24 protein-coding genes are annotated in these 24973 nt (G+C 59.1%); 17 read left to right on the forward strand and 7 right to left on the reverse strand.

From position 1 onward, the window contains the following. The first annotated feature begins 87 nt into the window (after positions 1 to 87). From nrdR to thiL, 3 genes are all read left to right on the forward strand, one after another. Positions 88 to 564, forward strand: a complete 477-nt coding sequence (gene nrdR / locus HK20_RS07515; protein ID WP_086646468.1) for a transcriptional regulator NrdR — start codon at positions 88 to 90, stop codon at positions 562 to 564. 62 nt (positions 565 to 626) lie between these two features. After that, positions 627 to 1154: a transcription antitermination factor NusB gene (gene nusB / locus HK20_RS07520; RefSeq protein WP_086646469.1), complete on the forward strand. Its 528-nt coding sequence runs from the start codon at positions 627 to 629 to the stop codon at positions 1152 to 1154. Next, on the forward strand, positions 1120 to 2121 hold the full coding sequence (gene thiL / locus HK20_RS07525) for a thiamine-phosphate kinase (protein ID WP_086646470.1): 1002 nt from the start codon (positions 1120 to 1122) through the stop codon (positions 2119 to 2121). The genes nusB and thiL overlap by 35 nt, the downstream gene beginning before the upstream one ends. 69 nt (positions 2122 to 2190) lie before the next feature. On the opposite strand, the gene HK20_RS07530 is transcribed toward thiL, so the two are convergent. After that, on the reverse strand, positions 2191 to 3348 hold the full coding sequence (locus HK20_RS07530) for a hypothetical protein (RefSeq protein ID WP_086646471.1): 1158 nt from the start codon (positions 3346 to 3348) through the stop codon (positions 2191 to 2193). A gap of 21 nt (positions 3349 to 3369) precedes the next feature. Between HK20_RS07530 and HK20_RS07535 the strand changes: the two genes are divergently transcribed. Further along, the gene (locus HK20_RS07535) at positions 3370 to 4221 is read left to right on the forward strand and encodes an SDR family oxidoreductase (RefSeq protein WP_179290148.1); all 852 of its coding nucleotides are present in this window, start codon (positions 3370 to 3372) and stop codon (positions 4219 to 4221) included. 106 nt (positions 4222 to 4327) lie between these two features. On the opposite strand, the gene HK20_RS07540 is transcribed toward HK20_RS07535, so the two are convergent. Then, positions 4328 to 5716: an NAD-dependent succinate-semialdehyde dehydrogenase gene (locus HK20_RS07540; RefSeq protein WP_086646473.1), complete on the reverse strand. Its 1389-nt coding sequence runs from the start codon at positions 5714 to 5716 to the stop codon at positions 4328 to 4330. A gap of 234 nt (positions 5717 to 5950) precedes the next feature. Here HK20_RS07540 and HK20_RS07545 point away from each other — a divergent pair, with 234 nt between their 5' ends. Beyond that, on the forward strand, positions 5951 to 6892 hold the full coding sequence (locus HK20_RS07545) for an AraC family transcriptional regulator (protein WP_086646474.1): 942 nt from the start codon (positions 5951 to 5953) through the stop codon (positions 6890 to 6892). Between the two features lie 14 nt (positions 6893 to 6906). Here HK20_RS07545 and cysG read toward each other — a convergent pair whose 3' ends face one another. Continuing rightward, on the reverse strand, positions 6907 to 8316 hold the full coding sequence (gene cysG / locus HK20_RS07550) for a siroheme synthase CysG (RefSeq protein ID WP_086646475.1): 1410 nt from the start codon (positions 8314 to 8316) through the stop codon (positions 6907 to 6909). Positions 8317 to 8583: 267 nt separating this feature from the next. On the opposite strand from cysG, the gene cobG reads away from it, so the two are divergent. The 4 genes from cobG to cobJ are packed head-to-tail and all read left to right on the forward strand — an operon-like array spanning position 8584 to position 11981. After that, positions 8584 to 9879, forward strand: coding sequence for a precorrin-3B synthase (gene cobG / locus HK20_RS07555; protein ID WP_086646476.1), 1296 nt, complete (start codon positions 8584 to 8586; stop codon positions 9877 to 9879). Beyond that, positions 9866 to 10495: a precorrin-8X methylmutase gene (locus HK20_RS07560; RefSeq protein WP_086646477.1), complete on the forward strand. Its 630-nt coding sequence runs from the start codon at positions 9866 to 9868 to the stop codon at positions 10493 to 10495. Before cobG ends, HK20_RS07560 begins: the two co-directional genes overlap by 14 nt. Then, the gene (locus HK20_RS07565) at positions 10492 to 11217 is read left to right on the forward strand and encodes a precorrin-2 C(20)-methyltransferase (RefSeq protein WP_086646478.1); all 726 of its coding nucleotides are present in this window, start codon (positions 10492 to 10494) and stop codon (positions 11215 to 11217) included. Before HK20_RS07560 ends, HK20_RS07565 begins: the two co-directional genes overlap by 4 nt. After that, positions 11214 to 11981, forward strand: a complete 768-nt coding sequence (gene cobJ / locus HK20_RS07570; protein WP_086646479.1) for a precorrin-3B C(17)-methyltransferase — start codon at positions 11214 to 11216, stop codon at positions 11979 to 11981. Before HK20_RS07565 ends, cobJ begins: the two co-directional genes overlap by 4 nt. On the opposite strand, the gene HK20_RS07575 is transcribed toward cobJ, so the two are convergent. Then, on the reverse strand, positions 11948 to 12784 hold the full coding sequence (locus tag HK20_RS07575) for a cobalt-precorrin-6A reductase (RefSeq protein ID WP_233129124.1): 837 nt from the start codon (positions 12782 to 12784) through the stop codon (positions 11948 to 11950). The genes cobJ and HK20_RS07575 overlap by 34 nt on opposite strands. A 106-nt stretch (positions 12785 to 12890) precedes the next feature. On the opposite strand from HK20_RS07575, the gene cbiE reads away from it, so the two are divergent. From cbiE to cobM, 3 genes are read left to right on the forward strand one after another with little or no spacing between them, the layout of a single operon-like run. Further along, complete coding sequence (gene cbiE, locus HK20_RS07580; protein WP_086646480.1) at positions 12891 to 14132, forward strand: precorrin-6y C5,15-methyltransferase (decarboxylating) subunit CbiE; 1242 nt, start codon at positions 12891 to 12893, stop codon at positions 14130 to 14132. After that, a complete protein-coding gene (locus HK20_RS07585; RefSeq protein ID WP_143296469.1) occupies positions 14129 to 14506 on the forward strand; it encodes a cobalamin biosynthesis protein in 378 nt (125 codons plus the stop codon). Before cbiE ends, HK20_RS07585 begins: the two co-directional genes overlap by 4 nt. Beyond that, complete coding sequence (cobM, locus tag HK20_RS07590) at positions 14503 to 15255, forward strand: precorrin-4 C(11)-methyltransferase (RefSeq protein WP_086646481.1); 753 nt, start codon at positions 14503 to 14505, stop codon at positions 15253 to 15255. Before HK20_RS07585 ends, cobM begins: the two co-directional genes overlap by 4 nt. Here cobM and HK20_RS07595 read toward each other — a convergent pair. Beyond that, positions 15252 to 16343, reverse strand: a complete 1092-nt coding sequence (locus HK20_RS07595) for a cobalt-precorrin-5B (C(1))-methyltransferase (RefSeq protein WP_086646482.1) — start codon at positions 16341 to 16343, stop codon at positions 15252 to 15254. The two genes, cobM and HK20_RS07595, sit on opposite strands and share 4 nt — an antisense overlap. Before the next feature lie 81 nt (positions 16344 to 16424). After that, positions 16425 to 17498 (reverse strand): AraC family transcriptional regulator, encoded by a 1074-nt coding sequence (locus HK20_RS07600; RefSeq protein WP_086646483.1) that lies wholly within the window; start codon positions 17496 to 17498, stop codon positions 16425 to 16427. 174 nt (positions 17499 to 17672) lie between these two features. Here HK20_RS07600 and HK20_RS07605 point away from each other — a divergent pair, with 174 nt between their 5' ends. Genes HK20_RS07605 through HK20_RS07620 form a run of 4 tightly spaced genes read left to right on the forward strand, consistent with a single transcriptional unit; the run spans position 17673 to position 22736 of the window. Then, positions 17673 to 19061, forward strand: coding sequence for an ethanolamine ammonia-lyase subunit EutB (locus tag HK20_RS07605; RefSeq protein WP_086646484.1), 1389 nt, complete (start codon positions 17673 to 17675; stop codon positions 19059 to 19061). Next, positions 19058 to 19855 carry an ethanolamine ammonia-lyase subunit EutC gene (eutC, locus tag HK20_RS07610; protein WP_086646485.1) on the forward strand — a complete coding sequence of 266 codons (798 nt, stop codon included), beginning with the start codon at positions 19058 to 19060 and terminating at the stop codon, positions 19853 to 19855. The genes HK20_RS07605 and eutC overlap by 4 nt, the downstream gene beginning before the upstream one ends. Then, on the forward strand, positions 19852 to 21195 hold the full coding sequence (eat, locus tag HK20_RS07615) for an ethanolamine permease (RefSeq protein WP_086646486.1): 1344 nt from the start codon (positions 19852 to 19854) through the stop codon (positions 21193 to 21195). Before eutC ends, eat begins: the two co-directional genes overlap by 4 nt. Before the next feature lie 47 nt (positions 21196 to 21242). Next, positions 21243 to 22736, forward strand: coding sequence for an outer membrane beta-barrel protein (locus HK20_RS07620; protein ID WP_086646487.1), 1494 nt, complete (start codon positions 21243 to 21245; stop codon positions 22734 to 22736). A gap of 192 nt (positions 22737 to 22928) precedes the next feature. Here HK20_RS07620 and HK20_RS07625 read toward each other — a convergent pair whose 3' ends face one another. After that, a complete protein-coding gene (locus HK20_RS07625; RefSeq protein ID WP_143221903.1) occupies positions 22929 to 23420 on the reverse strand; it encodes a hypothetical protein in 492 nt (163 codons plus the stop codon). A 179-nt stretch (positions 23421 to 23599) separates the two neighbouring features. On the opposite strand from HK20_RS07625, the gene HK20_RS07630 reads away from it, so the two are divergent. Further along, complete coding sequence (locus HK20_RS07630; protein WP_086646489.1) at positions 23600 to 24856, forward strand: dicarboxylate/amino acid:cation symporter; 1257 nt, start codon at positions 23600 to 23602, stop codon at positions 24854 to 24856. Positions 24857 to 24973: the final 117 nt, after the last annotated feature.

The following is a 24973-nucleotide window of genomic DNA, read 5'->3' on the forward strand; positions in this document are numbered from 1 at the left end:
GTTAAAACAAATATCTGATTGTCACCTAGCGCTCTTTGAACAGCACAATGCCGTCGGATACGCGCCTGAGGGAAGGTTGGTACCATCATGCGTTGCCCTTTTTGCGGGAACCCGGATAGTCAGGTCAAGGACAGTCGCCCGAATGAAGAAGGGTCGGCTATTCGCCGCCGCAGGGCTTGCCTGTCCTGCGGGCAGCGCTTTACCACGGTAGAGCGCGTGCAACTGCGTGAGCTGGTGGTGGTCAAGCAGGATGGGCGGCGAGCGCCGTTTGATCGGGATAAAATTTCCCGCTCCATCCGTATTGCTCTGCGCAAGCGCCCGGTATCGGATGAGCAGATGGAGCAGATTGTAACCGGGGTCGTGCGCCAGCTTGAAGCGTCGGGGGATACGGAAGTTGCCTCCGCCCGCATTGGTGAGCTTGCCATGGACGCGCTCAAGGAAGTGGACGGCGTGGGGTATGTGCGTTTTGCCAGCGTATACCGCGACTTTACGGAGGCCCGCGATTTTTCCGAGATTCTGACGCTCATGGAAAGCAAAACCCAGCAGAGCGAACAAAAAGACTAGACCTTTATGTGTAAAAACGCCACAAAACGCGGCTTCGCATAAAAGCGGAGCAGGAGAGAACGATGACTGAACTACAGGACCAACCCAAGCTCAAAGCCGCACAACGCCCGCGCACAGCCGCGCGTGTTGCCGCCGTGCAGGCCCTGTTCCAGATTGAGCAGAATGGGGATCGTCCGGATTCCGTTATTGAGCAGTTTCTGGTCCATCGGTTTGGCACCACCCTGAGCGGTGAATCCTACGAGGATGGGCGTATTCCCGAAGCGGATGTGGCTCTGTTTACCGCCATTGTAAAAGGGGCCGTTTCCAACCGCACGGCGATTGAGGGTGATATTGCCCAGACCCTGCCATCCACCTGGCCGATCGAGCGGCTGGACCCGGTCCTGCGCGCTCTTTTTATGGCGGCTATTGCGGAGTTTCGCCACGAAGACGCACCTGCTGCGGTCCTGATCAACGAGTATATGGACGTAGCACATGGCTTCTTTTTTGGGGATGAGCCGCGTCTGGTGAATGGTGTGCTGGATACGCTTTTCAAAACCCCCGCACCGGTTGAAGATCATGACAGCACCGCCGTCCCCCCAACCGAAGACTGATCTGCCGCCTGAGTTTGCGTTTATACGGCGGCATTTTTTAGCGCTGGCTGGCCCTGCCGCCCTGAACCTGCAGGATGATGCCGCGGTGTTCTCGCCCCCTCAGGGGCGAGAAATGGTGATGGCGGTAGATGCCATGGTAGAAAATGTGCATTTTCTACCAATCGACCCCCCCGATACAATTGGCCGCAAGCTGTTGCGGTGCAACCTGTCCGACCTTGCCGCCATGGGGAGCAGGCCGGAAGGCTGGTTGCTGGCGTTTGCGCGCCCCCCCCATATTACGGATGCGTGGGTGGAGCAGTTCTGCGCTGGTCTGGCGCAGGATCAGGCCCGCTTTGGGCTGAGCCTGATGGGGGGCGATACAACCTCCACCTCCGGACCACTTGTTCTCTCATTGACCATTGTTGGCTCGGTCCTGCCCGGTCAGGCTGTCCAGCGGTGTGGAGCCCGGGCGGGGGATGGACTGTGGGTGAGTGGGACCATAGGGGATGGAGCGCTGGGCCTGCGTGTGCTGCAGGGGTTAGAACCTCCTCTAGCTGACCCCACGGGCCATCTGGCGGAACGCTACCGCCTGCCGCAGCCGCGGATAGGGCTGCCCCTGCATGGTCTGGCATCCGCCGCGATGGATGTGTCTGACGGGCTGGTACAGGATGCTGGCCACCTGGCGCGGGAAAACGCTTTACATGTGCGCATACAGGCCGATCAGGTTCCGCTCTCGGCCGCAGCACGCGCATTAGGGCCTGCGTGGCAGGAAGTCTGCCTGACGGGCGGAGATGATTATGAAATCCTGTTTGCTGTGCCGCCTGAGCGGGAGCGTCAGCTACTATCCTGCCCACGTCTGCCCACCCCATATGGAGTGGTGCCTGTAACCCGGATAGGTCAGTTTGAGGCAGGCGTGCCGGGTGTGTCCGTTATGGATGGTGCAGGACAGCCCATGCACTTCAGGGCCAAGGGCTGGAGCCACCTGTAAACGGGGGCTGGGCTCTGGCCTAAAGGCTGAGCGCCGCGTTGTGGCGCTTGCCTGTTGTTGCGGAAGAATTCAGGCTTCTGGCTGAGCCAGAATTTTTTCGTACATACGGTGGGTTTTGTACGGTGTGGGCACAATACGCTCAATAAGGTTGCGCAACCCTGTATGCGTTTCCAGCACCCAGCCCAGTTCAATGGTTCGGTAGGGCAGGACATGCCCGCGCTTCATCAGTTCATCAATAATCAGTACAGGCAGCATGGCGCGCAGGGCGGTGCCCATATATTTTTTGCGCACGCCAAGGAGCACAACCCGGGCGGAATGAAAGTCATGCCGGAGAATGCGCGAGCCAAGCTTGAGCCAGCCCAGAGGGGAGGGCGCGCCGCCCAGATCCCCGCTGATGTCAAACATATTGGGTATAACCAGCGCTATGGCCGCCGGTTCGCCTTCAACCTCGGCCAGTACATACTGCTCAGGCCGCAGGATGGGCTTGATCGCCTTGAGCAGGGATTCAACCTCGTTAGAGGTCAGGGGCACGTTGCCCCATGTGTCGGCCCAGGCATCATTATAGATTTCGCGCAGGATCGTGGCGTCTTCTGGAATGTGTTTCAAGCGCAGGCCGCGCATGGTAATCTTGCCAAGACGCTGGCGCAGGTTGGCGGGAATCTGGTTGGCACGCTCGGCCTGTGGCCCTGTTTCCATGCTGTAGGAGAGCAGGTCCATCGCTTTTTCAAAGCCCGCTTCCTCAACGGCAGGGCCGAGGGTTGCGGGGTGCCATGGGGTGCCGATCATGGGCATTTCATTCTGCCCTGCAATCATCACACCGGACTGGCCGTTGCTGTTCAGTGTCCATGGACCGCGGATGCGTTCAACACCACGTGTTTCAAGCCATTTGGTGGCGGCTTCAAGCAGGAGGGGAACACAGGCGGGTTCAGCTGTATCCAGCGCTCCAAAAAAGCCGGTTCTGGGGCCGGGCTGCTTGAGCACAAGGGAGTCTATCTGGGCAGATATGCGGCCAATCGGTTTGCCATTACGCCATGCCAGAAAGTAACAGGCAAAGCCGTGGTCGAAAAAACGCGATTTTTTGGGGGAGAGCATATCGCGCTCTTCCATGTCCAAAGGGGCAACATATCCGGGCAAGCCATCGTAAATCTGGCGTGGAAGCTTTATAAAGAGAGAAAGCTGACGTGAGCCCGAAACAGGGGAAACGGTAATCTGAGTCGGGAAAGACATTGCCCCTCCATGGAACGGAACATGAAAAACTCCACGGGTGATGCCTCATTCTCTCTCAATGGGAAAGGAAAAAATGTGAAATCTGATGCATCGGGGGAAGGCGTTCTGCGTTCCGTGCTGATTACAGGGGCTACGGGCGGCATTGGTGCGGAGCTTGCGCACCATTATGCGGCACCCGGCCGGACCCTGATTTTGTGGGGTAGAAATGCCCAGCGGCTGAGCCAGCTGGCCATGGAATGCTGCTCCAGTGGGGCCGTAGTGCATACACGCCAGATAGACCTGTGCGATGGAGCCGCCGCCCTGAAGGCCTTTGAGGAAGATGATGCAGCCCACAAGCCCGACTGTGTGGTGCTTGGTGCAGGCCTGTCTGACATCCAGTCTCTGGACGATAAAACGGAAGACCCGCAGAAGGTGCTCCAGCTTGGGCTGGTCAATTATGCAACGCCGGTTACGCTGGCCACGGCAGCAGCCAAGAGCATGGTGGAGCGGCGCAGTGGGCATATTGCGCTCATAGGCTCTGTTGCCGGGTTTTACGAAATGCCCTTTTCTGCCGCCTATAGCAGCTCCAAATCCGGACTGGCATTTTTTGCCAAGTCTGCCGGGCTTGCCTGGCGGCAATATGGCGTGCAGCTAACATTGATCGTGCCCGGTTTTGTGGACACCCCCATGAGCCAGCGGCTCGAAGGCCCACGTCCTTTTCTGGTTCCAGCTAAAAAAGCAGCCCGCCTGATTGCCCGCGCCATTGCGCAGGGGCGGCGGGAATATATTTTTCCGTGGCCGTTCCGCGTTCTGCGTGTGGTTGAACGCCTGCTCCCCCAGAAACTGCGCGAGCATATTCTGCTGCGTCTGGCTGTGGGGCAAACTGAACGATAATTTGGGGGTAAGCACACAAAAGGCCCGGCAGAACTGCCGGGCCTTTTGCATGGTTGGGCCGTAAGCCGCCGGTTAATGCGGCTTACAGTCCTGCTCCGCCGTTTGATTAGAACGGTGCGTCAATATCCACCACGTCAATCAGCTTGTGATTGACAAATTCCTTAATGCCGAGGCCGATCAGCTCGCGGCCAAAGCCGGAGCGGGCCACGCCACCAAACGGCAGGTCGGCTTTTACCATTGTCGGGTGGTTGATGTAGACCATGCCGGTGTAAATGCGGCGGGCTACTTCCACCCCAAGCTTGGTGTTCTGCGTAAACACAGAGCCACCCAGACCGTAGGGAGAGTCATTGGCAATGCGAATGGCATCTTCGGTGTCTTTTGCGCGGTAAAGCTGGGTAACCGGGCCAAAGAACTCCCACAGGCGGGCGGGATTGTTTTCCAGGTTGGTGAGCAGCACCGGACGGAAAAAAGCACCTTTTTCGGGCACAGGAGCGCCAATAACTTCGGCTTTGGCGCCCAGCTTGCAGGCTTCATCAACCTGTGTGCGCAGGTCGTCCGCTGCTTTTTGGGAGGAGAGCGGGGCCAGCGTGGTAGCCGGGTCCATCGGGTCCCCTGCCTTCAGTTCGGCAACGCCTTTTTTGTAGAGTTCTACAAAGCGGTCATAAATGGCGTCGGCCACGATCAACCGCTTGGAAGAAACGCAAACCTGCCCTGCATTCCAGTGGCGGCCAAAGACAGCCCATTTGACTGCTTTTTCCAGATCAGCGTCTTCGAGCACAACAAATGCGTCCGAACCACCAAGTTCCATGGTTGCTTTTTTGAGCGCCTTGCCTGCAACGGATGCCACAATGGCACCAGCGCCTTCGGAGCCGGTCAGGGCCACGCCGCATACGCGCGGGTCGTTCAGCACGGTTTCGGTGTGATGGCGGGCAAGGTACAGGTTGCGGAATGCACCTTCCGGCAGGCCAGCCTTGCGCATCAGGTCATCAAAGGCTGCGGCACACTGCGGCACGTTGGAAGCGTGCTTGAGGATGACCGTATTCCCGGCGGAAAGCTGGGGCGCAATGATGCGGGCGATCTGGTAGTAGGGGAAGTTCCACGGCTCAATGGCAAACACGATGCCCTGAGGTTCATGGACCAGCATGGCCTGACCTTCTTCAGGGTTTTTAACCGGCAGGGCTTCGGCGGCCAGCAGGCGCTCGGCGTGTTCTGCGTAGTATTCAAAAATTTCGGCCGAGAGCGTGACTTCGGCTTTGGCTTCGCCAAAAACCTTGCCCATTTCCAGCGTCAGCAGAGCGGCGTAATCGTCCATGTTGTCGCGCAGGATCTGTGCTGCGGCAGACATAACCTTTGCGCGGTCGGCAAAGGATGCATCACGCCAGGACTGGAATGCGGTATAGGCTGCGTCCAGCGCGGTCTGCACTTCCTGGTCGGTCGCATCGGCAAAAGTTTTGACGACTTCGCCCGTGTAGGGGTTTGTTGTGGCGTAAGCCATAAGCCTGTTCTTCCTTGGCTGTGTGATCAGTGATGCCACAATGGGACGGAAGAGGGCGAGGGGGATAGAGCAATTCTCCCCACTTCTTGCCTGATTCTCTCTGTCGGGCTATTTGCCTGCTGTTTCAGGCAAGGCATGGGCGTGGCTGATTGCCTTATTCTGCTCTATCTGGAATGGTGCTGGCTGCCCAGTCCTTTAGGGGCAGGTATGGCATAGCGTAATAAAGAGGCAGGTATGGTTGGTAATCTGGCGGAATTGCAGAAGCTGGTGCTCAGGCACTGTGCCCATTCCACGGTAACAACCGCTATCCCCGAGCTCACGCTCTACCGGGCCGAGGTTGTGAGCGAGCCCATTCCCTTTGTGTTTGAACCCCGCGTGTACGTTATTGTGCAGGGCAAAAAGCAGGTCATGCTCCGCGACCGTGTGTTTGATTATGATGACAGCCACTACCTTGTTACGGCTGTGGACCTGCCTGTAGCCGGCTGCATTACACAGGCCACGCCAGAGCGCCCTTACCTGGCCCTGTGTCTGGCGCTGGACCCGGCCCTGATTGCGGAACTGCTGCTGGTGGTGAACGACCAGCAGGTGGACCCCAATCAGGCATGCATTATGGGTATGGGGCTAAGCCCGCTTAATTCGGCCATTACCGAGCCACTCTTGCGGTTGATGAAGCTGCTGGACCAGCCAGAGGATATTCCCATCCTCAAACCCCTGATCGTGCGTGAACTGCTTTACCGGCTGTTGCAGGGGGATCAGGGGTGTGCACTAAGGCAGATTGCAACGGCTGGGAGCAACCTTTCCCACATCAACAGGGCCATCCACTGGATTGCCCAGCATTATGCGGAGCCGTTTGATATTGGCCGGGCGGCCCGTGTGGCAGGTATGGGGCTTTCCACCTTCCATCGGCATTTCCGCGCAGCGACCAACATGAGCCCCTTGCAATACCGGACCCAGTTGCGCCTGCAGGAAGCACGCAGACGTATGGTCAGCGAGAATGTGGATGCCGCAGAGGCCGCCTTTGCCGTGGGGTATGAGAGTCCATCCCAGTTCAGTCGGGAATACCGGCGCATGTTCGGGCGGCCCCCGGCAACGGATGCGCTCTGCGTAAGGGCTGACCAGCTTCTGGAGCGCAATGGTGCCAGAGCGTTATACGCCCATCAGGCCCATTGCGCCTAGCACGGCCGGGAGCCTTACGCAGGAGCGGAGGACACAACCCGGTGCTGGACAACCTGACCCACAATAATCAGGGCAGGGCTGGTTATGTGGTTCTCCGCAACCTGTTGGGGTAGCGTGCTGAGAGTGCCGCTTAATACCCGCTGGTGTGGCAGGGTGCCCCCTTCCACAATGGCTGCGGGCCAGTCTGCTGGCAGGCCATGTTCCACCAGCCGGGCGCAGAGCTGTGCAACCAGCGTAAGGCCCATGTAAATAACAATGGTCTGGCTGCGCAGGGCTATGGTTTCCCACGCCAGATTCAGGGTGCCATCGGCCCGGGCATGGCCGGTAATAAACAGGCAGGCCTGTGCGCAGTCACGGTGTGTGAGCGGTATGCCCGCATAGGCAGCGCACCCGTTGGCGGCCGAAATGCCGGGGATAATGCGGAATGGCACGCCTGCGGCCATCAGTGCCTCTATTTCCTCCCCGCCACGGCCAAAAATAAACGGGTCGCCTCCTTTAAGCCGGAGCACACGTTCCCCCGCTTTGGCGCGGCGGATAAGCTCGGCATTAATGCCATCTTGGGGGAGTGTGTGGTTATTGGTCTGCTTGCCAACAAACACCCGCTCGGCATCGCGGCGCACGTAGTTCAGAATATCCGGCCCAACCAGATTGTCGTATAAAACGCTATCTGCATCCTGCATAAGCCGCAGTGCCGCGAGCGTCAGCAGGTCCGGGTTGCCCGGGCCTGCGCCAACAAGCCACACTTCCCCTGTTCTGGCATGGCCCTGGTCCAGAATGCGGTCGAGTTCATTTTGGGCGGCCTGCGTGTTGCCCGCCATGGCCAGAGCGCCGCCTGTTCCATCCAGAAAATCTTCCCATACACGGCGGCGTATGGCGGAATCCGGTACGCGGGTGCGCAGGGCCAGACGGCTTTGCTGCATGAATGCCGCCAGCCTGTGCAGGCCTGCGGGCATGATCTCTTCAATTTTCGCGCGGAGCCTGCGGGCCAGCACAGGGGCGGCCCCACCGGTGGAAACCGCAATCTGTACAGCGCCGCGTGTGGTCATGGCCGGGGTAATAAAGCTGGAAACTTCAGGAGCATCCACCGCGCATACGGGTATGTTCATACTCTGGCACAGCGCGCTGAGTTCGGCATTGAGCGCACGGTTGCTGGTGGCCAGATAAACCATGCGGCAGCCGGGCAGGCGGGCTGTCAGGCTTTCTACCGTGGCGTCATGGCGTGTGACCTCCGCCTTGCCGTCCGCCACAAGGCGTTCGAGTTCGGGGCAGAGTGTGGGGGAGAGAATTTCCACCCGCGCACCTGTAGGCACAAGAAGCTGCACCTTGTTGGCCGCGACATTGCCGCCGCCTGCCACAAGAACACGTGCCCCTTCCAGATGGAGCATGATGGGAAACCAGCTGGTTTGCTCAAATGAAGCTTGCATGAGTCATGCTGCAAGCAGGGTTTTGCCCGCGATGCAAGAGGAAGCTGCGTCAAAGGGCATAAAAGTGGATGCCTGCCGTGCCATGGAGCGCTTTGACAAGTCTATATCGGGCGGCCTAACACGAACGCGGACCAGCCCCTGCATGTTGTGTGCAAGGGGCGGAACAGGGGCGAGTATCCGGCGTTCTGGCTGGATGGCTCTGTTCCACCATGGGGGCGGGTGTGGTGCCATAGCCCTTGTCGTTTTTACAGGACGCCGCGTGCCGGCATGGCGGGGAGCGATCTTCTCGGTTCAGGCGCTCAGGTGGCCGATCAGACGGGAGTAACCGGGGTGTATGGCGGTTTTGCTCAACCGGAAGTCAAAGGGTGGTGCCCAGGTCTTTTTGCACCCATGGAGGCAGCAGATGGCTGGCTTGTGCGTGTGCGGCCTACGCTGGGGCGGCTGGAAGCTGCTCAGGCATTTTTGCTGGCGGATGTGGCCCAAAGGCAGGGGAATGGCCGTATAGGGCTAACCAATAGGGCCAGCCTGCAACTCCGTGGGTTTGGGGCCGATGCTGCACGCCGGTTCCCTGAAATTGCGGTGGCTGCGGGGCTTGGTCTGTCCGATGCGGGTATGGAGCGGCGGCAGGCCATGCTTGTTTCCCCCCTGGCGGGGGATGACCCGAGCTGTGCGGCACAGACCGTGGCCTGTGCGGAGTCCCTGCGTACTGCGCTGATCGGTGCGGAAGAGCTAACGGCCCTGCCGGGCAAATTCGGTTTTGCGGTGGATGGTGGTGGGCTTTACCCCACGGGGCTGTTGCAGGCAGATATTACCCTACGCACCACGGAAGGTGGGCTGTGGTCCGTTGTGTGCGGCGCCATGTGTGCGGCTCCCACTACTTATACGCTCGCAGTTGGGCAGGCCGTTGCTTTGGCACGTGCTTTTGTAACATCGCACCAAAGCGTGCGCCCCCAGCGGGACCGAGCTGTGGGGCAGGTGCTGTTCCAGATTCTGGGGCTGGCGGGGCAGGTGCTGGCACCCAAACCTACGCAGGCCGAGGTTTGCTGTGGCCGTGTAGGGCCACTGGGGCACGGATTGTTTGCCCTGTCTGCCCCTATGGGGTGCATGACTGCGACCATGCTGCATGACTGCGCAACTGTTGCCGCAACGCAGGGGGATGGCATTTTGCGCCTGACCCCGTGGCATACTCTGGTGCTGGGCGGTATGGAGCAGGCGCCTGTTGTGGCCGGTATGGTAACAGACCCCCATTCCCCCCTCTTGCGTATCTGGGCCTGTAGCGGCGCCAGTGCTTGCGCGCAGGCTGCCGGGGAGACGGAAAATCTGGCGCGTAATCTGGCTCCGCTGCTGCCAGCAGGGGCCAGCCTGCATGTTTCGGGCTGCCGCAAAGGGTGCGCTCACCCGGGTTCTGCCGATTATACTCTGGTGGCAGGTGATCAGGGTTACGGGCTGGTGCGCAATGGTTCGGCTTCGGGGGATGTGGAAAGCCTGTTCGTAGGCGAACAGGCTGTTTATACAGCATTTGAGTCATTCAAAAAGGAAGGAGCGGTGGATGCCGGCCTATGAGTATATTCGGGATGGGGCGGCCATCTACCAGCGTTCTTTTGCAACCATTCGGGCAGAGGCGGACCTAAGCGCCTTTACGCCGGAACAGGCCACCGTAGTTGTACGCATCATTCACGCCTGCGGTATGGTGGATGTGGCGCAATCGGTTGCCATGAGCGCGGATCTTGTGCCGCGCGCCCGGCAGGCTTTGCGTGGTGGCTGTGCCATTTTGTGCGATGCGGAAATGGTGGCAAGGGGGGTAACCCGCACCCGTCTGCCAGCCGATAATGAGGTAATCTGCACATTGCGTGACCCGCGCACACCGCCGCAGGCCTTGGCCATTGGCAATACCCGCTCCGCCGCCGCGCTGGATTTTTGGGGGGACAAACTTGCTGGGGCCGTTGTGGCCATAGGCAATGCCCCTACCGCTCTGTTCCATCTGCTGGAAATGCTGGATGCCGGCGCCCCCCGGCCTGCCGCGGTGCTGGGTGTGCCGGTGGGCTTTGTCGGGGCGGCTGAATCCAAGGAGGCGCTGACCAAAAGGCATGACGTGCCATGGCTGGTCGTGCACGGTCGGCTTGGGGGGAGCGCCATGGCTGCGGCCGCCCTTAACGCCCTTGCCTGCGAGGTTGAATAATGGCGGGCACACTCAGCATTGTTGGCGTAGGGCCGGGTGACCCGGAACTGATAACCCTGCGCGCCGCACGCCTGATTGGGTCTGCTCCGGTGGTTGCGTATTTCTGCCGCGAAAAACACCCCAGTCAGGCACGGACCATTGCACAGGCCCATATTGGCCCTGCTACGCGGGAAATGCGGCTGATTTACCCGTTTACAACCGAGGTTTCAGTCAACGACCCGGCATACCACCAGAATATGTCCGCATTTTATGACCAGAGCGCTGAACGGCTGGCTGAAGAACTGGCAACGGGTAACGATGTGACGCTCCTGTGTGAGGGCGACCCGTTTTTGTATGGCTCGGCCATGTATGTGTTTGACCGGCTGCGAACACGCTGCCAGACGCAGGTCGTGCCCGGCATTATGGCCATGAACGGCTGCTGGGCTCAGGCTCATGCCCCCATGACCCATGGGGATGATGTGCTGTGCGTGTTGCCCGCAACCTTGCCCGAGGCCGAACTGGCAGGCTGGCTGGAGCGTGCTGATGCTGCCGTGATCATGAAGATCGGGCGGAATATGCCCCATGTCCGTCAGGCCATAACCCGTAGTGGACGTATGGACGAAGCCGTCTATGTGGAGCGCGGTACGCAGGGCGCGCAGGTGATTGCCCCCATGGCGGAGCAGGATGGCAAAGCGCCGTATTTTTCCCTTGTGCTCCTGCCCGGAAGGAAGCGTGTACGATGAGCGGTGGTTCTCTGGTCATTGTGGGGCTTGGCCCCGGTAATCCGGAGCAGTTGACCCCGCAGGCACGCCATGCTCTGGCCCGCGCAACGGATTTGGTCGGCTACGCCCCCTACGTCAAACGGGTGGAGGCAGGGCCAGAGGTTGTGCGCCATATTTCAGACAACCGGGAGGAAATCTCCCGCGCCCGGCACGCGCTGGAAATGGCTCTGAACGGGCGGCATGTGGCCGTGGTTTCAGGCGGGGATGCCGGGGTGTTCGGCATGGCAAGTGCTGTGTTCGAAGCGGTGGAAAATGGTCCCGCCATTTGGCGTAGCCTCCCTATTCAAGTCATTCCCGGTGTGAGTGCCGTGCTGGCTGCGGCTGCCCGGCTTGGGGCACCGCTGGGGGGGGATTTTTGCGTTATTTCCCTCTCCGATAACCTCAAGCCGTGGCCGGTTGTGCTGGAGCGTTTGCGTCTGGCGGCTCAGGCGGGGTTTGTTATTGCGCTGTACAACCCACGCTCGCATGCGCGGCCGTGGCAGCTTGCGGCCGCGTTTGAACACCTGCGGCAAAGCATGGGGGGGGATGAACCCGTTGCATTTGCCCGTGCCATCGGGCGACCTGATGAGGCCGTTCGCCTGTCCACCATTGCGCAGGCCAATGCGGACTGGGCAGATATGAGCACACTGGTGCTGATTGGCTGCCCCGCAACACGGCTTGTCAGCCGCCCGGATGGGCAGGAACCCTGGCTTTATACAGCGCGCAAGGTTGAAGCAGCACATTGATGCAGCCATGCCAGAGCAGCCGCCGCGTCTTTAGCATGCGGGGTATCCTGCGCAGGAGGGCGGGAGACCATCAGCACAGGTACACCGAGTATGCGCGCAGCTTCGAGCTTGGCATGGGTTGCAGTGCCACCGGAGTTTTTGGTGACCAGCACGGTAATCTGGTGTTCACGCATGAGTTTAAGTTCGGCCTCCAGATCAAACGGCCCGCGTGCACAGATCACACTGGTCTGTGGGGGCAGGTCAGCCGGGTGGGGTGGTTCAATGGAGCGGAACAGATAGTGGTGTTGGGGAGCTGCCAGAAAAGGCCGGGTTTCCTTGCGTCCGGTCGTCAGGAACACGGACTGGGGTTTGGTACTCCATCTGCTGGACCGGGCAAGTGCGCTGGCGGCTTCGGCAATACTGGGCACCATAAACCACGTGTCCTGCGGGGTGGCGGTCCAGCCCGGTCGTTCCAGCCGCAGGAGAGGCCGTTGTGTGGCGGCGCAGGCCATGACGGCATGCTGGCTCATTTGCGCGGCAAATGGGTGGGTCGCATCCACAACGGCATCTATGGCATGCTCACGCAGCCAGTTGGTCAGCCCCGCTACGCCGCCAAAGCCCCCGATGCGAGTGCTCATATCGGGCAGGTGTGGCTGGCTGGTTGCTCCGGCAAGGGAGAGCACGGCATGGCAGGTCGGCCATGTTGTGCCCAGCATGCGGCACAGGCTACTGGCTTCCGTTGTGCCTCCCAATACCAACACACGCAGGCTGGGCGGCATGGTGTTCCCTGTGTTGGTGCAGGGGGTGGGGGGCGCTGGAAGCATGCAAAAACCTTGGCGGCGAATGATAGCAGCCGATCTATATCCGCTTGCTACAGGCATGGGCAAGCACGGGCAGTTTTGGTGCGCTGTATGTCGGAAGGGGTAAGCAATGCCAGAACCGCATAACCCTGAGGCCACGCCGTGGCTGAGTGTGATCGGGGTGGGAGAAAACGGTCTGGACGGGCTAAGCAGCACGGCCAGAACCCTGATAGCGCAAGCCGAGTATGTTTTTGGCGGTGCACGCCATTTGGGACTGGTGGCTCCTCTGCCACAAGGCCGGTGTGTGGCATGGCCTACACCTTTTAGTGCCGGGGTGCAGCAGGTTCTGGCCTTGCGTGGGCACTCTGTTGTTGTACTGGCCTCGGGCGATCCGTTTTTTTACGGGGTGGGTGGTGTGCTGGCCCGCAGTCTGGAGGCGGGGGAAATGCTTTGCCTGCCTGCTCCATCATCCGTGGCGCTGGCCTGTGCGCGGCTTGGCTGGGCGCAGGAGCAGTGCCATGTTGTCTCTGTCTGCGGTAGGCCTATGGCGCGGCTACGGCCATTTTTGCAGCCACGGGCGCGCTTGATTGTCCTTTCCGCCGATGCGCAAACACCGCGCGAACTGGCTCGGTGGTTGGTGGAACTGGGGCTGGGGACTGTCCGCTGCTCCGTTATGGAAGCACTCGGCGGACCTAACGAGCGGTGCCGTAGCTTTATGGCCAAAGATGGCCCGCCGGATGATGTTGCCAGCCTTAACCTGCTGGCGCTGGATGTGCCCGCAGAGGTTACAGAGGCCTGTCTGCCCCGGTGCAGCGGCCTGCCCGATACCTGTTTTGAGCATGATGGGCAGCTAACACGGCAGGAAATAAGGGCTGTAACCCTTTCTGCCTTAGCCCCGCGTGCAGGGGAACTGCTGTGGGATATTGGAGGGGGTGCGGGCTCTGTTTCCATCGAATGGATGCTGGCAGCCCAAGGGTGCCGCGCCATAACGCTTGAAAGTGTGCCAGAGCGTGCTGCCCGCATTGCCCGCAATGCACAGGCACTGGGGGTGCCCGACCTGCACGTGGTGCAGGCCCGTGCCCCGGATGGTCTGGGCGGGCTGGACACGCCGGATGCCGTGTTTGTGGGGGGCGGTGCCAGCAGGCCGGGTGTGTTGGAGCAGGCCTGGGCGGCGCTGCGTCCGGGTGGGCGTATGGTGGTCAATGCCGTGGTGGTGGAAACAGAAGCACGCCTTGTACAGGCCATGCAGGAGTGGGGGGGGCGGCTTACCCGCCTTTCTGTCGCACGGCTGGACGGGGTAGGGGGCTTCCATGCTTTTCGACCCGCCATGACCGTCACCCAATGGGTGGCCAGCAAGCCCCATAGCGCATGATCGTAGTGGGCATGGGCTGGCAGAGTGCCGCACTGGCGGAGCATGCGCTGGAACTGGTTGCGCAAAGCCTGCACATGCTTGGGGCCAGCGTGCCTGATTATATTGCGGTCCCAGATTTTAAAAACGCGGATACCCTGCCCCAGAGTGTTGCGCGCAGGTGGGGGGCTGGGGTGTTGTGGATTACACGCACACAACTCCAGCAGGTGCAGGCTGCCTGCCATACGGCGTCCTCCACGGTTATGCGGCATGTGGGGGTTGCATCTGTTGCGGAGGCATGTGCTCTTGCCGGTGCGGGGGATGGAGCGCAGTTGTGCCTGACCCGTCAGGTATTGTGTGGTGTAACCTGCGCGGTGGCAGAAGGAGATAGAAAGTGACTGTTCATTTTATTGGGGCCGGCCCGGGGGCTGCGGACCTGTTGACCATTCGGGGGCGGGATATTCTGGCATCCTGCCCGGTCTGCCTTTACGCCGGGTCCATTGTGCCGCCTGATATGCTCCAGTATTGCCCCGACAATGCCCGGCTGGTGGATACAGCTCCCATGTCTCTGGACGAGATTGAGGCCGAATATGTGCGCGCCCATAAAGCAGGGCAGGATGTTGCGCGCCTGCATTCGGGGGATCTGTCCATTTACAGCGCGGTGGCCGAGCAGATACGCAGGCTGGAGCGCAATGCAATCCCATGGACCATGACCCCGGGTGTGCCTGCGTTTGCGGCTGCGGCATCTGTTCTGGGGCGGGAGCTGACTGTACCGGGTGTGGCGCAAAGCCTTGTGCTGACCCGTGTTAATGGCCGCGCCTCGGCCATGCCCGAGCGTGAAAAACTGGAATCCTTTGCTGCAACAGGGGCCACGCTGGCCATACACCTTGCCGTGCATGCCTTGGGGCGTATTGTTGCCGAGTTAACGCCGTTTTACGGCCTGCAATGCCCTGTAGCTATTGTTGCCCGTGCATCCTGGCCCGACCAGATTGTGCTGCATGGCACGCTGGAAAGCATTGAAAAAGAACTCGAACAGAACCCGATCGAGCGCACGGCACTCGTGCTGGTTGGCCCAGCCCTTGCTGGCATTGCCGGGCGGGAGAGTGCTCTGTATGACCCCGATTACCGCCGCCGGTTCCGCAGCTAAGGGGTAAAAGGCCCATCAGCCTTGCCGACCAGTGTGCCCGAGCGGTCAAATACTAGGACATCCAACAGCACAGGGGCCGGGCTGAGGGTTTTGTGGGCCACTGCCCAAGCCGCATGTGCAATGACCTCGCCCAAGGGGAAGTTGTGACTGCGGGCCAGCAGAAAAGCCTCCGCCACCGTGGGGCTGGTGCGTATCAACTCTGGCAGGGTGTCTGGCGCACCATGTTGTGCGGCCAGTTGGGCCAGTGCGGGCATGTCTGCCCGGCTGCGGCTGGAATGCAGGTCCAGACAGTCCTGTCCAAGTTTGGTCATCTTGGCAATGCCGCCAGCAAGGCTCAGGCGGGGGACAGGGTGGTGGCGGATATATTTGAGCAGCCCGCCCGCAAAATCCCCCATTTCAATCAGGGCCATATCTGGTAGGCCGTACAGGGCCTGCCCTGCTTTTTCCGACACATTGCCCGTAGCGCCCAGCACATGGGGCAGGTTTTCCGCCCGCGCCACGTCAATCCCGCGGTGAATGCTCTGTATCCATGCCGAGCATGAAAACGGCATGACAATGCCCGTTGTGCCCAGAACGGACAGCCCCCCCACAATACCCAGCCGTGCATTGAGTGTGCGTTTTGCCAGTTCCTGCCCGTGATCAATGCTGATTGTAACTTCCGCGTCCGGGAGTGTGCCGTTATTGGCCTGTGTCAGGGCTGTGCGGATCATGGCGCGGGGGACGGGGTTAATTGCCGGTTCACCCGGTGGCAGCGGCAGGCCGGGGCGCGTAATGGTGCCAACACCCGGCCCGGCCTTGAACACAAGACCCGCCCCGGTAGCCAGAGCGCGCACCGTGCAGCGGATCATGGCGCCATGTGTAATATCGGGGTCATCCCCTGCGTCTTTTATTACGGCAGCGCAGGGCGCGTCGGGCGTGCCGCCATACTGGCATAGGCTGAAAGCAACGTCCTGCCCTGATGGCAGGGTAATGGTTACACTGGCAGGGGGCTCATGCCCCAGCAGCACCAGCCATGCGGCTTTGGCCGCAGCCGTTGCGCAACTGCCCGTGGTCCAGCCACGGCGGAGGGGAGGGGCGCTCTGCTTCATGCCCTGTCCGTGTCTCATATTATGCGGGGAGGATGCAAATATGAATGGGGCAGGGGCGGAGCAGGGCAGGTATAAAGCTGTCTAGCCCGCGTTGAGCAGGGTGGCTTTTATCAACTGCTGTTCGCGCCATGCACGGGGGGAAAGGCCACTCCATTTGCGGAATGCCCGGCTGAAAGCGCTTGTCTCGGTATAGCCAAGGGCGAGGGCGATTTCCCCCATATCCGGGCCAGCCTGCCCAAGCTGGCGGCAGGCTTCAGCGTAGCGGACTTCTTCAAGCAATGTGCCGAAGGACAGGTTGAACTGGGCCAGCCTGCGTTGCAGCGTCCATGCTGGCATGTTCATGCGCTGGGCAATGTCCGAGAGTGTGCAGCAGCGCTCGGCCAGCCCTGCGCGGATCATGGAGGCAATCTGCTCCTTGAGCGATGGGGCCGAGGCACTCTGCCCGTTGCTGTGGTGGTTGCGGGAGAGGGAAATCAGCGATGCCCGCATGATTTCGAGCATGTTTGCGTTGGCCTTGGGCATGGGGCGTTCCAGCCCGGCCTTGCGGAACAGCAGGGCATTTGTCACATGGCCAAAGCGAATATCGGCCTGAAACGCATCCCTGTGTTCGTGGGCCTGCTCGGGTTGATGGTGTTCAAACAGAACGGCTTCGGGCACCCAGTCCTCCCCCATGGCGTGGCGGAGCACATTGCAGAACATGCCCATGGTCAGCTCGGCATCATGCCTGCGCTGGGTAATGCTGGGGTCCTGAATAGCGTATTCCAGCCGGAGTAGCCCGTTTTCCTGCTCGATCAGCTGCGTGTGTGTGTTGCACTGGTGGTAGCCAAAATGGCTGGCCAGATTGCGCACGGCATCCTCCGCTGTGGCGGACAGGAGCGCAATATACCCTACAAGGCCCAGCATTTCCGGCTGGAACTGCTGCCCGAACCAGAGGCCCAGATTGCCATCCTGTGTCTCACGCGCGGCTTCTTCAAACAGGCGGCAGTATGCCGTCAGGTCCAGCATGTCTGTGGGCAGGGCGAACTGGCCGGTAGACAGGCCCGAACGCCCGGCAATCCGGTCAATATCCCCCCCGCGGGAGGTAATGAAGTCTTCAACACCGGTTGCGGCGGCGGCCAGCACACCAGATGTCGGGCTTTGCATCGGGTCAGACATGGCAGGATACGTCTATGTAAGGGTGCAGTTTGTTTTGAATGATCAATAAATTGTTCCCTCCAGTCAAGTCTCAAGCGGGTGATGCTGCTATTGTAACGGTATCGAACTAAACTGCGAGGTGCCCCGCTCCGGCCCCTTGCAGTGGGATTGTGCTGGGGCAGGAGGCTGGCCTTAATGGGATATCGTCATGGACTGGGGTGGGAGACTTACCACTTCCCCGATCTCAAAACCCTTCTGGCGGTTGCCTCATCCGTGCGCTCGGGGGACCAGTTGGCCGGTTTGGCTGCCCAGTCCGATGCCCAGAGAATGGCCGCCCGTTATGCCTTGGCCGATGTTCCGTTGCGCAGTTTTATCCAGACCGCACTTGTTCCGTACGAAGAAGACGAAGTGACACGCCTGATCGTGGATACCCATGATCATAAAGCCTTTGCACTCATAGCGCATATGACGGTGGGAGAGTTCCGTGACTGGCTGCTCTCGCACGAGGCGGATACGGCAGCCCTTGCACGGATTGCGCCGGGCATTACACCAGAAATGGCTGCCGCTGTAAGCAAGCTCATGCGGAACCAGGACCTGATAAGCGTTGCGCGCAAAATCCGGGTCATTACCAGCTTCCGCAATACAATCGGCCTGCCCGGTTGCCTGTCCTCACGCCTGCAGCCGAACCATCCGACAGATGACCTCAAAGGCATTGCGGCCTCTACGCTGGATGGCCTGCTTTACGGCATGGGGGATGCCGTTATTGGCATTAACCCGGCAACCGATAGTGTGGCCAATGGTCTGGCCCTGCTGGATATGCTCGATCAGGCCCGCCAGCTTTATGACATTCCAACCCAGACCTGCGTGCTGACCCACGTTACCAATACGCTGGAAATCATGAACCGTGGCGGCGCGGTGGACCTTGTGTTCCAGTCCGTGGCGGGCACGCAAAAAGCGAATGAGGGGTTTGGGGTCAACCTTGCCATTCTGCAGGAGGCGTATGATGCGGCGCTGGCACTCGGCCGTGGCACTGTCGGGCAGAATGTCATGTATTTTGAAACCGGGCAGGGGGCGGCCCTGTCCGCAGGGGCACATCACGGCATTGACCAGCAGACGGTAGAGGCCCGGGCCTATGCCGTGGCGCGGGCGTTCAATCCCTTGCTGGTGAACACGGTGGTCGGCTTTATTGGCCCCGAATATCTGTATGACGGCAAACAGGTCATACGCGCAGGGCTGGAAGACCATTTTTGCGCCAAGCTTATGGGTGTGCCCATGGGGTGTGACGCCTGCTACACAAACCACGCCGAAGTTGATCAGGACGATATGGACAACCTGATGACCCTGCTGGGCGTGGCGGGCATTACCTTCCTGATCGGGGTGCCCGGTGCGGATGACATCATGCTCAATTACCAGAGCCTGTCCTTCCACGATATTCTGACCCTGCGGCACATGCTTGGCGCACGCCCGGCCCCCGAATTTGCCGCATGGCTGGAGCGTATGGGGCTGTATGACAGCCTGACCAACCACATGCGCCCGCTGGAACTCGGGCAGACGCAACTGGCCAGGCTGGTGGGTGCAGCATGACGGAATACGGCAAACCCCAGACCCAGCCCGGTGCGGTAGCAGATGCGTGGCAGCCCCTGCGGGGCCTTACCCGTGCGCGCATTGGTCTGGGCCGTAGTGGCAATGCACAGCGTACAACGGACGTTCTGGCTTTTCAGGCCGCTCACGCTCAGGCGCGCGATGCCGTACATGCACCGCTGAACGTGCAGGCCATGGAGCAGCAGTTACGTGGCGCCCCCTGCCTGCATGTGCAGAGCCGGGCCACGGACCGCGCCACTTATCTGCGTCGCCCGGATCTGGGCCGCAGGCTTTCGGAAAACTCTTTGCATATGCTGCGCAAAGAGGCGTGGGACGTTGTTTTTGTAGCAGCGGATGGTCTTTCCTCCGTCGCGACCCAGACAAACGCCATACCTGTTTTTCAGGCCATGCAGCCTCTTTTGCACGGGTGGCGGATTGCTCCTTTGGTGATTGCAACGCAAAGCCGCGTTGCTTTGGGGGATGAGATTGCACAGGCCATGGGGGCCAGCATGGTCGTCATGATGATTGGCGAGCGCCCCGGCCTGAGCGTTGCGGACAGCCTTGGCATTTACCTGACATACGCACCGTATGTGGGGTGCCCGGATTCCTCACGGAACTGCCTGTCCAACATCCATGCACACGGCATGACGATACCTGCTGGCACAAGCAAGCTGGCATGGCTGATGCAGGAGGCCAGACGGCTTGGCCTGACAGGTGTCGGTTTGAAAGACGCTGCCCCGGACCAACTGGCAGGCAGCAACACACTATCTTTACATGATAAGGACACAGACGCATGAGTGAGAGCAGCGGGACCAAGCTCAGCCAGTCTCTCGGTGCCTTCCATTTGTGGGGGATTGCCGTTGGACTTGTCATTTCTGGCGAGTATTTTGGCTGGAGTTACGGGTGGGGAACCGCCGGAACGCTCGGGTTTTTGGTGGCCACCGTTTTTGTGGCTTTGATGTACACGGCCTTTATCTTCAGTTTTACAGAACTGACGTGCTCTATCCCGCATGCAGGTGGTCCTTTTGCCTACAGCTTTCGGGCGCTGGGCCGCTGGGGCGGGCTTATTGCCGGCCTTGCAACCCTGATCGAGTTCATTTTTGCGCCACCAGCCATTGCGCTGGCTATTGGCGCTTACCTGAACGTGCAGTTTCCCGGGCTTTCTCCCAAGGTGGCAGCTCTGGGTGCGTATCTGGTGTTCATGACGCTCAACATCGTAGGCGTGCATATTGCAGCAACCTTTGAGCTGTTTATTACCATTGCTGCCATTGTTGAGCTGCTGGTCTTTATGGGTGTTGTGGCACCTGCCTTTACATGGGACCATTTTCTGTCAGACGGCTGGGGTGGGGCTCCCCATTTTGGCTGGCAGGCATTGGGCGGTATTTTTGCAGCCATGCCTTTTGCCATCTGGTTTTTTCTGGCCGTGGAAGGTGTCGCCATGGCTGCGGAAGAAGCGCGCGAACCCCGCCGCTCCATTCCCATTGCGTATATTGCCGGTATTCTTACCCTTGTAACGCTTGCTTTTGGTGTCATGATTTTTGCCGGTGGTGTGGGTGACTGGCATACCCTGTCCAACCTGAACGATCCCTTGCCTCAAGCCATGAAGCAGGTTGTAGGCGCGCATAGTGGCTGGCTGCACATGCTGGTCTGGCTGGGTCTGTTTGGGCTTGTGGCCTCCTTGCACGGGATTATCATGGGGTATGCACGCCAGATGTTCGCCCTTGCCCGTGCAGGGTTCCTGCCGGAAGTGCTGGGGCGGTTGCATCCGCGCTTTAAAACCCCGTATGTGGCAACGCTGGCGGGTGGTGCCATCGGTATTGCCGCTATTTTCTCCGATGATCTGGTCAGCATTCAGGGGCAGTCACTGACCGCCACACTGGTCACCATGTCCGTCTTTGGTGCGCTGACCATGTATATGCTCAGCATGATCAGCCTGTTCCGTCTGCGCCGGACCGAACCCACGCTAGTGCGTAGCTACAAGGCCCCACTTTACCCCGTTCTGCCGGGCTTTGCCCTTGTCGCGGCGCTGATCGCCCTCGCTGTCGTAATTTATTACAACATCGAAATATTTTTTATCTATTCAACTATCATGCTGGTTTGTACAGTATTCTTCATGAGTAAATTCAAAAAAGAATGAGCCGTAGCCACAAGATATAGTTTCTTTCTTGGATTGGGATTGTTGAGATGCGTAAAAACTTTGTTCAGGAAGTTCACTTCCTCCTTGCGGCGTGTGTATCTGGCGGCTCGTTGCTTGCGTCGTATGCCCATGCAGCAGAAACTACAGTTGCTCCTGTGTCCCTGAACTCTGCTCAGGTGGTGAATGCGCCCATCAGCGCGCCGCCTGAAGCGGAAAAAGCCGCAGGCACGCCTTCTGATGGTGAGGAAGTGCCCGCTGCTGTAAGCAGCGAAGATGATGCGATGAAGCCCACCGTGGGCAATCTCTTTCACCCCAAAGCCGGGCAGGCTCCCAATTACTGGCAGGGGCTGGAGGCGCATGTGTCGGTTGAAGGGGGTGTAACCGGCAACCCCTGGACACGTTCGGGCCGCAACTTTGCGCAGTACTATACCGACCGCGCCAACACCGCGACCCTTAACCAGATTATGGGCTCCATCTCCCATCCGGTCACGTCCGTTGGCAAAGGCTATGGTCTGGGGTTTGTGTTTGAAGCCATGTATGGCTCGGATGCACGCTTTGACCCGACCATTGGTATGGGTTCTGGTTCCTTGCATGGTCTGTACCAGTGGGCGCCTACGCAGGCGCATATTGATGCTCACCTGCCGTGGATTTTCAAGCGCGGGATTGATGTTCAGGTCGGCCAGATGTACGGGATCATGGGGGCGGAAGGCACGCCCGCACAGGCCCGTCCGTTCTACACCTTCAACTATGCGTCCGACTATATCGTACCGTTTGAAACAGTAGGTATTCTGGCCACCATGCACCTGACCCAGCATATGGACTGGATCCTTGGGGTGGATGCGGGGAACTCCACAACCTTTGGCGCTTCGGGGAACAACAACAAGCCCAAAGGGTATTTTGGTTTTGCATGGAACAAGCTGCTTGATGGCAAGCTGGATATGCACGCCATCGGCCATTTTGGCCCTCAGGGCAACAATGGCCGTCAGGTACAGTCCGCCGAAGGCTGGCTGAGCTCTGGTCTGGGTAAGCCTGCCAACAGCCTGATGCAGTATAACGGGGACTTCATGGCAACTTATCATGTGAATGATAAGATGACAGTTTCCGTCAACGGCACCTATCTGCATGATGATGCCCTGCGTGACGATGTTTATGGTGTCAGCACGTACTTCTCATACGCTTTCCACCCGTGGCTGACCCTGAATGCCCGTGGCGAAATTTTCCGCGATAATTCGGGTATGGTGATTGCGGAATATTCCAGCTTCAACTCCTTCACGCAGTATCTGACCAACAAGCCGTATCCTTACTACAGCGCCATGCCTACAACTTATGGTGAACTCACAGTTGGTGTAACGTATAAGCCGGAGTTCATTAATAAAAAGCTGGCTCTGGGTGGCTTTATTATCCGGCCTGAAGTCCGTCTGGATAAATCGCTCAACGGCACACACCCCTTCAACCAGGCAGGCACTGTTGCTAACCCGATCGTTAACAATGGTACAAACAACATGTTCTGGTTCAGCTGTGATGCAACTTGGGCGTTCTAAGGTATTCCGCAGGATTGCCGCTGAATAAGTAACCAAAAAAGGCCTGTGGAGATTTCCACAGGCCTTTTTTGCTATGGGGTGTATAAAATAATTTTTATTCTGGAAGGCCGGATAGTCTCAGGCGCCAGAGCCCAGAGCGTGTATCAATCCCGGTATTTGCGGTCGGGTTGAGTGCTGCATAACGTCAAGAGTTCAGAACGAATCAATCTTGAAATAAAGGCGTGAAATCTGGCCAGAAAGATGTGCACCATGGGTGTTGCCGGAGAACGACATATCCACACCCTTGGCATTTTCCATCACAATGCCAGCCGGGCCGGAGCCAATGGCAACGTCTCCACCAACGGTCCAGTACGTGCCTTCAAAATCCACCAGCCGGGAGAGGTTCCTAACGCAGCCAGAGCCTGTAACCGTTGCGCTACCAAGGGCCAGAGCGCCACCACCCTTGACCGATATGGGGTAACGCTGGCCGCCATATGTTAGCGTTCCATGCCCCCACATATAGCCAATGGCTGCGCCAACTTCCTTCATGGAAATTTCAATCTGCCCATCGGATGCGGTATCGCACGCGGTCTTGGCCATGGCCTGACCACATAGGGTCGAGGCCACAATAAGGGAAACAACACCGGAGCGAAAAAAGGACATGAACAGGACTGCCAGACGTCTGGAAAGTGAAGAAAATGACATGTCATGGAAAGAGCAAAAGGGCAATGCCGAAACGTTGTGACAATCCCGTATTTTAACGGCAACCTGGGCAACGGGGGAGGGGTATCGCATCAAGGTTTTTGACGACCGGACAACTCTTTCCTATTAGGAGCCTCTTTGTCGCGGAAGTTTACAGTCAAAACGGGAGAGGAATTACGCCGATGGCAGCTGCCACGCAGTTCGGAAATACCAGACGGCGGACATACGCCATCCTTGTGGCTCTCGTTTTGGGTATTGTAAGCGGGCTGTCCATCCATGTCTGGGCACCTGCTTACATTGGTGCGGCTGAGCAGACGTCAACATTGCTGACCGGGCTGTTCCTCAGATTGATTCGTATGGTCATCGCGCCGCTTGTGTTTGCTACGCTGGTCAGCGGCATAGGCAAGCTGGGGGATGATACGCTGGTCCTGCGTGTTGGTGGCAAGGTTATCCTCTGGTTTTTGGGCATGTCCTTTATCTCGCTCACCATCGGGTTGCTGGCGGCCAACATCTTGCAGCCGGGGGCGGGGTTCTCCGCACCACTTCCGGCGGACATCGGTTCCCTTCGGCATGCCTTCCAGCCCGTCGATTTTGTCCTGCATATCGTGCCCACCAGTATTCTGGATGCGATGTCGCGGAACGATATTCTCCAGATTGTTGTTTTTTCGGTCCTGTTCGGGGTGTCTTTGCCTGCGGCAGGCAAGGCCGGCAAAACCATGCTCTCATGGTCCGAAGAACTGGCCCATATCATGTTGCGCATGACCGATATGGTCATGGTGCTGGCCCCGATTGCCGTCTTTGGCTCCATCATGGGTAGTCTTGCCCATAGTGGTCCGGAAATGATGATGCACTTCGGGCGCTTCCTGTTCCAGTTCTATGGAACAATCATGACCCTCTGGATGGTGCTGACCTTTATTACCTTCTGCGTCATAGGCCCCAGGATCAAGGTCCTGATTCAGGAGCTTGTGCAGCCTGTTATCCTTGGCTTTGCAACGGCCAGTAGTGAGTCCGTTTACCCACTGCTGCTGGAGCGGCTGGAAAGTTTCGGCGTACCGTCCCGGATTGCAGGGTTCGTCCTGCCTTTGGGCTATAGCTTCAATCTGGATGGTTCTATTCTATTTCAGTCTTTTGGGGCCATCTTTATCGCGCAGGCTTACGGCATCCACCTGCCTTGGACCCAGCAGGCGTTGATGGTGCTTGTCATGATGCTGAGCAGTAAAGGCATTGCCGGGGTGCCTCGGGCATCTCTTGTCACGCTGGTTGCCGTCCTGCCGCAGTTCGGTCTGCCTGAAGCGGGTATTGCCCTTATTCTAGGGATTGATCATTTCCTCGACATGCTGCGCACGGCTACCAATGTGCTGGGGAATGGCTACGCAGCAGCTGTGTCCGCCAAATGGGAAGGAGTTTTGTCCGAAGGCCCAACCGAAGACGTTATCTGAGAGCTAGACGACAACGTGTGGAGAGATAGGAGCGGGCTATGAGGCCCGCTTTTATTTTGGTTTAGGAACGTTAATTTTCAGGATTGGCGGTTTTCTGGGGTTTTTTGTTTAGGTTAT

This window comes from Acetobacter sp. DsW_54 (genome assembly GCF_002153575.1).
GTDB lineage: Bacteria > Pseudomonadota > Alphaproteobacteria > Acetobacterales > Acetobacteraceae > Acetobacter > Acetobacter fabarum.